This window comes from Cellulosimicrobium cellulans (genome assembly GCF_016921195.1).
GTDB lineage: Bacteria > Actinomycetota > Actinomycetes > Actinomycetales > Cellulomonadaceae > Cellulosimicrobium > Cellulosimicrobium cellulans_F.
This window is the reverse complement of the sequence record NZ_JAFGYF010000009.1, coordinates 77,194-89,430: the sequence shown is the minus strand read 5'-3', so window position 1 is coordinate 89,430 and position 12,237 is coordinate 77,194. Positions and strand designations below refer to the sequence as shown.

Below are 12,237 nucleotides of genomic sequence, written 5' to 3'. Positions count from 1 at the left end.
CCGCTGCGCCCGGGTGCGTAGCCTTACCGACCGTGACCTTCCCGCCGCACGGGCCCGCCGCCCCTCCGCCGCACCCGCAGCCGGTGCACCCCCACCCGCAGGGTCCTGCGGGTGCCGCGGTGCCGCTCGACCCGCGCGCGGTCCTGGAGGGTCGCCCCCCGGGCCGGGCGCGCGTCGGCATCATCGTGACGATCGCGGTCGCGAGCCTGTGCCTGCTCGTGGGCCTCGTGCTGGCGGCGCTGTCCGGGGTCGGGACGTTCACGGTCGGCCTCCTGCTCGCGCTCGTGCCGCTCGGCATCTGGCTGCCGGTCGTGCTCGCGCTCGACCGGCTCGAGCCGGAGCCGCCGAGCGCGCTCGTCGTGGCGTTCCTGTGGGGTGCGGGCATCGCGACCCTCGTCGCGGGGATCCTCAACACGCTCGGGCTGGAGCTGCTCACCGCACCGCTGTTCGGCGAGGAGGTCGGCTGGTACGTCGTCGCGTCGTTCGGGGCGCCGTTCGTCGAGGAGGTCCTCAAGGGCGCGGTGCTGTTCGGGATGCTCTGGTTCCGCCGGCACGAGATCGACGGCTGGACCGACGGCGTCATCTACGCCGCGATGGTGGCGCTCGGGTTCGCGGCGGTCGAGAACGTCACGTACTTCATCATGGCGGCGCAGGACGGCACGCTCGGCCCGACGTTCGTGCTGCGCGCGCTCGTCACCCCCCTGCTGCACCCGCTGTGCACGGCGCTCACGGGCCTCGGCGTCGCGAGCGCGGCCACGAGCCCGCCCGGCCCGCGCCGCGTGCTCGCGCCGATCGGCGGCCTCGCGGCGGCGATCGCGCTCCACATGCTGTGGAACGCCTCGACCGGCTTCGGGACGCTCGCGCTCGGGGTCGCCTACCTCGCGGGGCTCGGGGTCCTGATCACGCTGGTCGTGCTGCTCGTCAAGGACCGGCGCCGCACGGTCGCGACGATCCGGCGCCAGCTCGTCCCGTACGTCCCGACGGGCCTGGTCACGCCCGCGGACCTCACGATGCTCTCGACGCTCGCGACCCGACGCCAGGCGCGCGACTGGGCCCGGCGCACCGGCGGCGCCGGCGCCGCCCACGCCATGCGCGACTACCAGCAGGCGGCGACGGAGCTCGCGCTGCTCCACGACCGGGTCGCGCGCGGCGCGGTCGAGGCGTGGCGCGTCGAGGGTCAGCGCCGCGCGCTGCTGCACCTCATGCTCACGGCGCGCCAGGCCTTCCTGGTCCGGACGCCGCAACCGCCGCCCGCACCGTGGTCGCCGGGTGCGCCGTCCGGATTCACGTCCGACGCGTGGGTGCCCGGCCAGGGCGCCTACTAGGCCGACGACGGCCCGCCCGCGGACCGCGGCGGCGTCCGGATCACGAGCACGGCGTCGACCGGGGCGCCGTCGAGCGCCCGGTAGGAGTGGTCGGCGTCGGACACCCAGCGCAGCTCGTCGCCCTCCTCGACGACCGCCTCCGCGCCGCGGCGCCCGGCCCGCAGGCGGCCGCGCGTGATGAGCAGGTGCTCGACGACGCCCGGTCCGTGGGGCGGCGACGTCCGGTCCGCGTGCGCCTCGAGGTGCAGGTGGTAGACCTCGACGGCGGTGCCGCCCGGCAGGTGGTGCGCGTCGAGCAGGCGTGCGGTGACGCCCTCGGACGAGACCTCCGTACCGGCCCGCTCGGCGAGCAGCGTCGCGAGCGGGACGCCGAGGGCCCCGGCCAGCGCGTAGAGCGTCGCGAGCGTGGGGTTGCGCGCGCCGTGCTCGATCTCGGAGAGCGAGCCCTTGCCGATGCCCGCGGCGGCGGCGAGCGCCGAGAGCGAGAGCCCGCGCTCGCCACGCAGCGCCCGGAGCTGCGCGGCGACCGCCGCGAGCGTCCCGTCCCCGGTCCGTTCGGACGGGCGCCCGGGCGCTCCCCCGGGTTCGCCGTCCGGCCGTCGTCCCGCGCGCCCTGCCCCGTCGCTCACGCGCCGCAGCCTACCGGCGCCCGTGTCGCCCGGCCTCTGATACCGTTCCACGAACAGAACGCTCTTCCTTCGCCGCCCGCCAGGAGCAGCATGGACCCCGCCTCGGACCGCCTGCGCCCCGTCCTCGCCGGGCTCGTCACCGCCCTCGTCGGCTTCACGAGCTCGTTCGCCGTCGTGCTCGCCGGGCTGCGTGCCGTCGGCGCGACCCCCGACCAGGCCGCGTCCGGTCTCCTGGCGCTCTGCGTCACGCAGGCCGTCGGCATCCTCTGGCTGACGACGAGGCACCGCACCCCGCTCACGCTCGCGTGGTCCACGCCCGGTGCCGCGCTGCTCGTGAGCACGGGCGCCGTCGCGGGCGGGTGGCCCGCCGCGGTCGGCGCGTTCTGCGTCGTCGGCGGGCTCGTGCTGCTCACCGCGCTCTGGCCACGACTCGGCGACCTCGTCGCCGCCATCCCGACCCCGATCGCGCAGGCGATGCTCGCCGGCGTGCTCCTCACGCTGTGCCTCGCGCCCGTGCGAGCGGTCGTCACGACGCCGCTGCTCGTCGCGCCGGTGATCCTCACGTGGCTCGTGCTGCTGCGGGTCGCGCCGCGCTGGGCGGCGCCCGCCGCGCTCGCGGTGACGCTCGCGATCGTCGGGTACGAGGCCGTGCACGGGGGCACGCTCGCGTGGTCCGACGCCGTCCCGCGCGTCGACCTCACGGCACCCGCGCTCTCGTGGCAGGCGGTGGTCGGGCTCGCCGTCCCGCTCTACGTCGTGACGATGGCGTCGCAGAACGTCCCGGGCGTCGCCGTCATGGCGTCGTTCGGGTACCGCGTGCCCTGGCGCGAGGCGATGACCGTCACCGGGCTCGCGACCCTCGCCGGCGCGACGGCAGGCGGGCACACGATCAACCTCGCCGCGATCTCCGCCGCGCTCGCCGCGGGGCCCGAGGCGCACCCCGACCCCCGGCGCCGGTGGCTCGCCGCGCACACCGCCGGGTGGGCGTACGTCGTGCTCGCCGTCGGTTCCGCGGGCCTCGCCGCGCTCGTCGCCGCCGCGCCCTCGGGCCTCGTCGAGGCGGCCGCCGGCCTCGCGCTCGTCGGCACGCTGGGCGCCGCGGTCGCGGGAGCCGTCGCCGAGCCGCGCGGGCGCGAGGCCGCCGTCGTGACCTTTCTCGTCGCGGCGAGCGGCACCGTCGTCGGGGGCATCGGCGCCGCGTTCTGGGCGATCCTCGCCGGGCTCGCCGTCCACGCGGTGCTCACCGTGCGCCGTCGGGCACCCGAAGTCGCGAGGTAGAGCCCCGGTCACGCGAGGTAGAGGCGTGGTCATGACCAGGGCTCTACCTCGCGTGACCAGGGCTCTACCTCGTGGATGCCGCCGGCTCGAGCGGGTTTGGACCGAGGACGGGGAGGTTGTCGCGGAAGACGTTCGTCGGGTCGACGCGGCGCTTGATCTCGCGCAGCCGCTCGAGCGTCGCGGGCGGGAACGCGTCGGCCAGGCGGTCGGGGCGACGGTCGGTGTCGAAGCTCAGGTACATGCCCTCGAACACGTCGGCGAGTGCGTCCCACCGGGCGTCGAGCCGCGAGCGGCTCGCCCCCATCGCCACGACCGAGAAGTTCGCCGACCGGTACGCGTACGCCGTCGCGTCCGCGGGGACGTCCGACGCCGCGCCGCCCGTGGAGCGGATCTGGAAGAAGTACGTGTCCCCGCTCGCGACGAGGCCTGCCAGCCGGGCGGACGCCTCGGGCGTCAGGTGCTCCAGGAGCCCGGACCGCGACACCGGCTCGCCCTGGCCGCCGTGCGGACCCGGCGCGGGCGCGGAGACGACGGCGTCGTACGGCACGATCTGCGCCGTCGCCTGCGCGAGCAGCGGGGAGATCGCCGCGAACGGCTGCAGCCGGGCGAGGACGGTGTCCGGGTCGTCGGAGTCGACCATCGTCATGGACTGCGCGACGACCGGCTGTCCCGGCCGCGGGCGGCCCACGATGAGGAAGCTCGTCGTGTCCCGCGGCGACGCCTCGACCGTCGCGCCCCAGCGCTCGAGGAACCCCGCGAGGTCCGAGGCTTCGTGCACCATCTGCGCGAACCCGACCGCAGCGACCTCGTCGGCGACGAGCTCGAACGAGGTGACGATCCCGACCTGCGCCCCGGCGCCGCGCACGGCCCAGAACAGGTCCGGGTTCTCCTCCGCGCTCGCGCGCACGACCGAGCCGTCGGCCAGGACGATCTCGACGGCGCGCACGTGGTCGATCGTCAGGCCGTGGGCACGACCGAGGAACCCGATGCCGCCCGCGGTCGCGAGCCCGCCCACGCCCACGCCGCCGTAGTCGCCCGACGTGATCGCCCACCCGCGCGGCGCGAGCGCCGCCGCGACCTCGCCCCAGCGCGCGCCGGGCCCGACGCGCACGAGGCGCTCCGCGTCGTCGAGCACCTCGACGGCGTCGAGCGCTCCCACGTCGAGGACGATCCCGCCGTCGTTCGTCGAGCGCCCGCTGATGCCGTGGCCGCCCGAACGGACGGACAGCGGCACCTCGCGCGTCACCGGCTGGGCGCGCGCGAACGCGAGCGCCTCGACGACCTCCGCGGTGTCGCGCGGGCGGAGCACGAGGCCCGGCGAGCCGCCGCGCAGGTAGTTCGAGCGCACGCCCGCGTACTCGGCGTCGCCCGGCTCGACCGCGCGCTCGGCGAGCGCGGCGGGGACGTCGTCGTACGCGATGCCGTCGCGGCGCGCGGCGCGGACCGCGAGCGGCACGACGCGGGACGTGTCGGTGCCGCGCTCCGCGCGCGCGGCGACGACGGCGTCACGCAGCGCGGGCGCGACCTCCTCCGCGAACCGGCGGGTCGTGCGCTCGTCGTCGGTCGCGAGGATCAGCGTCGAGACGCCGTCCTCCAGGACGAGCGGCACGAGCCGCTCGACCCAGGCCTCGGGCGGTCCGGCGAGGTCGGGCGCACCACCCAGGCCGCCCCTGCCGCCGTCGCCCTCGAAGGTGCCCGACACGTTGAGCAGACGCGTGATCTCCCGCGGGTCGCGCCCGACGGCGGTCGCGGCCTCGTCGATGCGCGCGTTGCCCGCACGCAACCCGTCCCGGCCGACGCGGCCCAGCGACGGGAGCCAGCCGTCAGCCTTCTCGCCGACGAGGCGCAGCATGCGCGGGCCGAGCGCGCCCAGCCACACGGGGATGCGGCGCGTGGTGCCGGGGCCGGGCGTCGCGCCGTCGAGCCGGTGGTGGCGACCGGGGACGAACAGCTCGCCGTCGCCGTCCTCGCCCCAGATCGCCCGGACCACCTCGATCGCCTCGGCGAGCGCGTCGACCGACTCGCCCGGGCTGAGCCGCTCGACGCCCATCGAGACCATGGCGTCCCAGAAGGCGCCCGCACCCAGCGCGAGGTCGACGCGGCCGTCGGACAGCAGGTCGAGGCTCGCCGCCGCGCGCGCGAGCACGGCCGGCTGACGCATCGGGACGTTGACGACGTCGGGCGCGACGTGGATGCGCTCCGTCGCGGACGCGACGTACGACAGCAGGGTCCACGTGTCGAGGAAGCGCGGCTGGTACGGGTGGTCCTGGAACGTCACGAGGTCGTAGCCGAGGTCTTCGGCGAGACGCGCGAGCCCGACCGTCGTCTCCGGGTCCTGCGCCGAGGGCGTGACGAAGGTACCGAACCGGAGGGGGTGGCCGTAGTCGGTCATGCGCGGACCCCGCCGTCCGCCGTGACGCCCGACGCCGGGCCGCCGGGCGCGGTGCCGCGCGCGGCCGCGACGAGCTCGCGCGCCGCGGGCGCGACCTCCTGCCCGACGACGGCGAGCGTCGTCGGGTCGTCGCCCATGACGATCCAGGTGGAGACGCCGTGCTCGATCGTCACCTCCGCCACCTGCTCGGCCCACTGCCGCGGCGAGCCCTGGAGGAAGCCGGCGCCGCCGTCGGCGGTGAACCGGCCCCCGACGTTGAGGAGACGACGCACGGCGCGCGGGTCGCGGCCGGCGGCCTCGGCGGCGTCGTCGATCGTCGCGTTGCCCCTCGCCAGCGCCTCGAAGCTCTGCAGGTACGGGAGCGAGGGGAGCCAGCCGTCGGCCTTCGCCCCGACGAGGCGCAGCATGCGGGGCTTGAGCGCGCCGACCCAGATCTCGACGTCGTGCGCGGGGGCCGGGCCGCGCTTGGGGCCGTCGACGCGGTGGTGCGTCCCGCCTGCGACGAGGCGGTCCCGCGTGGACGTGTCCCACAGCCCGCGGATGATGTCGATGCCCTCGGAGAGCGCGTCGACCGACTCCCCCGGCGTCAGGCGCTCCCCGCCCATCGCGACGATCGGGTCCCAGAACCCGCCCGCGCCCAGGCCCAGCTCGACGCGGCCGCCCGAGAGCCGGTCGAGGCTCGCCACGGCGCGAGCGAGCACGGCCGGCGGGCGCAGCGGCAGGTTGAGCACGTTGCCCGCGATCCGGATGCGCTCGGTGCGCGCGGCGACCCAGGACATCAGCGTCCACGTGTCGAGGAACGCCGCCTGGTACGGGTGGTCCTGGAACGTCACGAGGTCGAGGCCGACCTCCTCGGAGAGCTGCGCGAGCGCGACCACCTGGTGCGGTGCCGCCGCGGTGGGCGTGACGAAGGACCCGAAGCGCAGGTCGTGGCCGTAGTCGGGCATGGCTCCTCGCGATCTCAGAATGCGTTGTCGTGCAGAACATATCTGTAACAGATAGATGGTGCAACCACATTCCCGGCGGTAGGCTGGCGTGATGAGCACGACCACGACCACAGCGGCCGCCACGGCCCCGGCCGAGCTTCCGGGTCGCCTCGAGGACCTCGGCTGGCACCTCGGCGTGCTGCTGCGGGCCTATCGCGCGACGGTCGAGCAGGCGCTCGACGACGTCCCGCACGGCGCGCGCGGCTACCAGGTCCTCGTCACCGTCGCGCAGGGCGACCACCCCACCCAGCTCGCCCTCGCCGAGCACCACGGCATCGACCGGACCGTCATGACCTACCTGGTCGACGACCTCGTCGCCGCGGGCCTCGTCGAGCGCCGGCAGAACCCCGCCGACCGCCGCGCCCGCCGCGTCGTCGCGACGTCTGAGGGCCGCCGTCGGCTCGCGGCGTGGGCCACCGCCGTGCACGACGCCGAGGAGGAGCTCCTCGGCATGCTCTCGCCCGGCGAGCGCAGCATCTTCCGCACGCTCATGCGCCGCGTCGCGTGCGACCTCCGCGACGTCGACGCCACCACCGACCCCTGCACCGTCGCGGAGCACACCCTCGCTGGCACCACCCCGCCGAACGAGAACCGCACCCGCACGAGGTAGAGCCGCGCTCCGCCGACGTAGACCCCCGGTCCGCCGAGGTAGAACCCCGGTCCGCCAAGGTAGAGCCGCGGTCCGCCGAGGTAGAACCCTGGTCACCCGAAGGGGGGCCGTAGTCGCACCCGATCAAGCGGTGCGACACGGCGGTGGCACGGGCCAGCGGCGCGACGAGGGCGAACCTGGCACCGCGGGCAGTCGCCGGGGCGAGCACCGACCACGGCGAGACGACGCCGGTCGGGGTGGGTGGTGGTGCCGCGTCGTGGTCGGGCCTGGCGGGAGCCGCGAGGAACGAGCGGCGGATGGTAGACGCAGCACCACCACCCACCCCGACCACCCCAGGTGACCAGAGCGCCGTCGGCACTAGGACCACGGCTCTACCTCGCGCAACCGCGGCTCTACCTCGCGCGACCAGGGGTCTACCTCGGCAGACCAGGGGTCTACCTCGGTAGCGGGTCCGCGGCGGTGGGCGAGGCGTCGGCCTCGGTGAGGGCGGCGTCGGTGTTCTCGGGGTCGCGGCCGCGCAGGGGGTAGAACCAGAAGCACACGAACGCGAGCGTCGCGAGGACGACGGGGACTCCGCCCAGGAGGAGGCGCACGCCGGTCGCGACGCTGTCCGGCTGCACGACGTCGCCCGCCCCCTCGACGTACCCGCTCGCCGACAGCACGCCCGCGACGAGCACGGCCTGGACGATGACGGACCCGCGCACGACGAACCCGTTGGCGCCGAAGTACATCCCCTCGCGGCGCAGGCCCGTGCGGCGCTCGTCGTCGTCGATGACCTGCGCGAGCGCGACCTCGAGCACCTGCATGAGCCCCGCGACGCCGACACCCACGGCGAGGCCCGCGAGCGCGGCGCCGAGGACGGTGGAGGGGACGAGGTAGAGGCAGGTCGCGAGGCCGTACACCGCGACGACCCACAGCATGGCGGAACGCGGGCCGATCTTCCGCACGACCCACGACCACCCGACGATCGACGGGATCGCGGCGACGAAGATCGGCGCGAGCAGCAGCGTCGCGTCGGCCTCGACGCCGCCCACCGTGTAGCGCACGTAGAACGGGATCGCGGCGAGCACGATGGCGGTCGTGCTCTGGAGCAGGAGCGACCCGAGCACGTAGGTGACGAACGCGCGGTTGGCGAACGTGTACCGGAGCTGGTCGCCCAGCCCGACCCCGGCCTCGCGCGAGCGCACCGCCGCGACGTCGACGGGGCGCTCGACCATGCCGGCGAGGGACCACACGAAGAACGCGAGGCTCACGACGGCGAGCAGGAGCGCCATCCAGGTCCACCCGAGCGTGCCGTACAGCAGCGGCGCGCCCGCGGTGCCCAGGATCATCCCGACGAGGCCGAAGATCTGGCGCGGCGTGTTGCCGCGGGCGCGCTCGGCCGTCGTGCGGAAGATCTCGGGGAAGAGCGCCGAGACGTTGAGCGCGACGACGACGTACGCGACGTCGAACAGCGCCACGACGACGAGGAACCACACGACGAGACCGGTCGGCCCCACGGCGGGCGGCGTCCACACGAGCGCGAACGCGACGACGAGCGGGACGATCCCGAGCACGATCCACGGGACGCGCCGGCCCCAGCGCGTGCGGCGCCGGTCGGAGACCGCGCCGACGAGCGGGTTGAGCAGGGCGTTGAGGATGCCGTGCGCGACCATCGCGCCCGCGACCCAGCCGGCGCGCACGCCGAGGTGGTCGACGTAGAAGTAGACGACGAACGCCGAGAACGTCTGCATGAGCAGGTTCGACGGGAACGCGGACGCGCCGTACGCGACCGTTCGCGCGCGCGAGGGGGTGCCGACGAGCCGGCGGTCCCGGATGCGGGCGACGAGCCCGCGGCCCGCCGTCGGCGCGCTGCCCGACGGCGTCCCGAGGGCGCTCACCGCTCGCCCCGCTGCACCGCGCGCAGGTCCCGCCAGCCGACGCGGACGAGCCCTTCCTCGGCGATCACGGCCGCCACGGCCGGGTCGGCGAGCAGGCGGCGCTCGAAGCCGCGCTTCGCCACGCCGTAGTCGGCGACGTCACCGAGCTCGTCGTCGTCGAGCATCGGGTGGAGGTAGACCTCCGTCACGCCGGAGGGGATGCGGCGCAGCAGGTCGAGGAAGTCGGCCCGGACGTCCTCGTAGTCCTCCTCCTCGACCGTCCCCGCGCCGTCGAGCTCGAACGCGTGCGTCCAGAGCCGGTCGATCAGCACGACGCCGAGCGCGTCGGCGGCGGCGGTCGCCTCGTCGAGCAGGGGCTGGAAGTCGCCCGGGGGCAGCATCATCCCGTCGGTCGTCCGGGGCAGCCGGAACGGCAGGCGGTAGCGCGCGGCGAGCTCGAAGACCTGCGGCAGGAACGACCGCCCCGTCTCGAGCCCGTAGACCGAGCCCATGTGGTTGTCGAGGTGGGAGACGTCGACCCCGGCCGCGAGCGCCGTGTCGAGCTGGGCCGTGAGCTCGGCGACGACGTCCTCGACGCGCGCCCGGCGCTCGACGGACAGCACGTCGCGCGGGAAGTAGCCCGCGTCGTCGACCAGGGACGTGCCCGTCCCCGTGAGCGGCCGCCACCGGTACCGCGTCCACTCGCTCGTCAGCACGAGGTGCACCCCCACGTCGACGGGGTGCGCGGCCGCGAAGGCGAGCGCGTCCGGCGCCCACCCGCACGGGACCATCAGGGTCGCGGAGTCGATGTGCCCCGCGAGCAGGAGCTCGGAGACGGCGCGGTTGGCCGCCCGGCACATGCCGTAGTCGTCGGCGTTGAGGATGATCGCGCGCGCGTCGGCGGCGAGGCCGAGCCGGGAGACCAGGTCCGACGGCGGTGCTCCCCCACCCGGTGCGGCGGCGGTCACGACGCCGCCTCCTCGCGCTCGTCCGCGGCGTCGCCCTCGCCCGACGCGGGGTGGGCGGCCGCGGAACGGAACACCTCGTCGCGCAGCGCGTCGCTCGCCGAGCGTGCGGCGCCGACGACGACGGCGTCGCACGTGAGCTCCGACGGCACGACCTGGATGGGGAGCACGGCGATCTTCTCCGTGAGGAAGCGCGTCACCCGGTCCGAGATCGGAGCGCGGGCCGCCTGGTTCGTGAGGACGAACAGCTCGGGCTCGACGACGAGCGCGACCGACGCCGCGACGACCCCGATGCGCTCGGCGATCTCGTCGAGCGCATCGTTCGAGGCGCCGTCGCCGTGCTCGGCGCGGTCGACGACCTCCTTGACCGTGACGTCGTCGGGCAGGCCGTGCTCCTTCGCGAGCACCGCGAGCGACGACGCGCCCAACGTCTCGGAGCCCAGCGCCCGGGCGGGGTGCGGCAGGAACGAGACCTCGCCCGCACCGCCCGCGAACCCGCGGTGGAGCTTCCCGTCGAGCACCAGCCCCGCTCCGAACCCGTCGCCGAGGCCGAGCACGGCGAACGAGCTCACGCCTGTGGCGACCCCGTCGCGCTGCTCGGCGAGCGCCGCGAGGTTGAGGTCGTTCTCGAGCGAGACCGGGCAGCCCAGCGAGTCCTCGAGGGCCTCGACCAGGTCGGTCCCGCCCTTCTCGAAGCCGGGGACGCGCCGGATGGTCCGCCGGTCCGAGCCGACGATCAGCGGGACCGCCGCGAAGGCGCGCGTCACCTCGACCGCGGTGCCCTCGGGGAGCCGGGCGGCGACGTCGCTGACGCACGCGCGCGCGAGCTCGGCGGCCGCGCGGGCACGCGACGTCGTCGTGGGCTTGACGTCGCGACGCTCCGCGCGGGCACGGATCGAGCCCGTGACGTCGACGAGCGCGACGCGCACCCGGTCGCGTGCGACGTCGACCCCCAGCCCGAACGCGTAGTCGGGGTCCACGCGGTACAGCGTCGCGGCCGGACCGCGACGGTCGCGGTCGAGCCCGGCCTGCGTGACGACACCCGTCGCCTCGAGCGCACGCAGCGTCTGCGCCACGGTCGTCTTGGACAGCCCGGTCGCCGCGACGACGTCGGGCCGGGCGACCTGCGCGCCCGTGGCGAGAACGTCGAGCACGGCACGCGCGTTCAGGGTGCGCAGGAGGGCGGGTGTACCGGCGGGAGTGGTGTCCATCTGGTCTCCGTCGAGCAGTGGGTGGTCGAGCCGACATGTCCGGGCCGTGCAGGTAGGGCGGGAGGTTGCCTACCCGCCCGGAGACTAGCCGGGCTCCCTGTGGTTGTCGACGGCGACCGGCCGCCTGTGGACGGCCCTGTACGGTGGCGTCGTGATCCGCCGAGCCCTCGCCCGCGCCTACTGGGCGACCAGTCGGTGGTCCCTGCGTTCCGAGCCGTACGACACCCGCCGCCCGACGCTCCTCGTCGGCGCCCCGCACACGTCGAACTGGGACTTCGTCCTCATGCTCGCCATCGCGTGGAGCACGGGCGTCCAGGTGCGCTGGCTGGGCAAGCACACGCTGTTCGCCGGCCCCGCAGGCCCGCTCATGCGCGCGCTGGGCGGCATCCCCGTCGACCGGCGCGACCCGAGCCGGGTCGTGGCCGACGTCGTCGCGCGCCTCCAGGCCGGCGAGGTGTTCTCTCTCGTCGTGACGCCCGAGGGCACGCGCGGCGCGGGGTCGTACTGGAAGTCGGGCTTCTACCGGATCGCGCGCGAGGCGCACCTGCCCGTGACCCTCGGGTACGTCGACCGCACCACCATGACGACCGGCCTCGGCCCGACGATCGAGCTCACGGGCGACGTGCGCGCCGACATGGACGTCGTCCGCGCGTTCTACGCCGACAAGTCGGGCCTCCGCCCGGCGCTGCGCACCGAGCCGCGGCTGCGCGAGGAGGACGCGGCCGCCTGACACCGGTGCACCACCCGCGGGCCCTACGTGATCACCACATGTTTTCACCCGCTCGCCGTCCCTCCGCACCGGGGTACGACGGGGGCGGAGCGCCGTCGCAGGCGCACGATCCCGGCGAACCGACCCGTCTGAGTACGGGACTTCCCGTACCCGAGGCCGGGCGTGCGTAGTCGTTGAGCGGACGTCGCGCGGCTGCCTACGGTCCACCCCGTCACGGCCGACGGTGCGGGCTCCGCACGGTGTCGGCCCTCC

The 12,237-nt window shown here is 75.4% G+C and carries 10 protein-coding genes; 4 read left to right on the top strand and 6 right to left on the bottom strand.

What is annotated here, in order from left to right; genetic code table 11:
- Positions 1-32 precede the first annotated feature (32 nt).
- Complete coding sequence (locus JN535_RS16745; RefSeq protein ID WP_307868859.1) at positions 33-1,325, top strand: PrsW family intramembrane metalloprotease; 1,293 nt, start codon at positions 33-35, stop codon at positions 1,323-1,325.
- On the opposite strand, the gene JN535_RS16740 is transcribed toward JN535_RS16745, so the two are convergent.
- A complete protein-coding gene (locus JN535_RS16740; RefSeq protein ID WP_205206800.1) occupies positions 1,322-1,954 on the bottom strand; it encodes a helix-turn-helix domain-containing protein in 633 nt (210 codons plus the stop codon). The genes JN535_RS16745 and JN535_RS16740 overlap by 4 nt on opposite strands.
- A gap of 90 nt (positions 1,955-2,044) precedes the next feature.
- Here JN535_RS16740 and JN535_RS16735 point away from each other — a divergent pair, with 90 nt between their 5' ends.
- Positions 2,045-3,232 (top strand): benzoate/H(+) symporter BenE family transporter, encoded by a 1,188-nt coding sequence (locus JN535_RS16735; RefSeq protein ID WP_205206799.1) that lies wholly within the window; start codon positions 2,045-2,047, stop codon positions 3,230-3,232.
- 64 nt (positions 3,233-3,296) lie between these two features.
- Here JN535_RS16735 and JN535_RS16730 read toward each other — a convergent pair whose 3' ends face one another.
- Positions 3,297-5,624, bottom strand: a complete 2,328-nt coding sequence (locus JN535_RS16730; RefSeq protein WP_205206796.1) for an LLM class flavin-dependent oxidoreductase — start codon at positions 5,622-5,624, stop codon at positions 3,297-3,299.
- Positions 5,621-6,571 carry an LLM class flavin-dependent oxidoreductase gene (locus JN535_RS16725; protein ID WP_205206794.1) on the bottom strand — a complete coding sequence of 317 codons (951 nt, stop codon included), beginning with the start codon at positions 6,569-6,571 and terminating at the stop codon, positions 5,621-5,623. Before JN535_RS16725 ends, JN535_RS16730 begins: the two co-directional genes overlap by 4 nt.
- A gap of 91 nt (positions 6,572-6,662) precedes the next feature.
- Between JN535_RS16725 and JN535_RS16720 the strand changes: the two genes are divergently transcribed.
- Complete coding sequence (locus JN535_RS16720; protein WP_205206792.1) at positions 6,663-7,220, top strand: MarR family winged helix-turn-helix transcriptional regulator; 558 nt, start codon at positions 6,663-6,665, stop codon at positions 7,218-7,220.
- A 434-nt stretch (positions 7,221-7,654) separates the two neighbouring features.
- On the opposite strand, the gene JN535_RS16715 is transcribed toward JN535_RS16720, so the two are convergent.
- The 3 genes from JN535_RS16715 to JN535_RS16705 are packed head-to-tail and all read right to left on the bottom strand — an operon-like array spanning position 7,655 to position 11,255.
- The gene (locus tag JN535_RS16715) at positions 7,655-9,100 is read right to left on the bottom strand and encodes an MFS transporter (RefSeq protein WP_307868857.1); all 1,446 of its coding nucleotides are present in this window, start codon (positions 9,098-9,100) and stop codon (positions 7,655-7,657) included.
- Positions 9,097-10,047 (bottom strand): polysaccharide deacetylase family protein, encoded by a 951-nt coding sequence (locus JN535_RS16710; RefSeq protein ID WP_307868855.1) that lies wholly within the window; start codon positions 10,045-10,047, stop codon positions 9,097-9,099. The genes JN535_RS16715 and JN535_RS16710 overlap by 4 nt, the downstream gene beginning before the upstream one ends.
- The gene (locus JN535_RS16705) at positions 10,044-11,255 is read right to left on the bottom strand and encodes an ROK family transcriptional regulator (protein WP_205206790.1); all 1,212 of its coding nucleotides are present in this window, start codon (positions 11,253-11,255) and stop codon (positions 10,044-10,046) included. The genes JN535_RS16710 and JN535_RS16705 overlap by 4 nt, the downstream gene beginning before the upstream one ends.
- Before the next feature lie 151 nt (positions 11,256-11,406).
- Between JN535_RS16705 and JN535_RS16700 the strand changes: the two genes are divergently transcribed.
- Positions 11,407-11,985 carry a 1-acyl-sn-glycerol-3-phosphate acyltransferase gene (locus JN535_RS16700; RefSeq protein ID WP_205206788.1) on the top strand — a complete coding sequence of 193 codons (579 nt, stop codon included), beginning with the start codon at positions 11,407-11,409 and terminating at the stop codon, positions 11,983-11,985.
- The last annotated feature ends 252 nt before the right edge of the window (positions 11,986-12,237 follow it).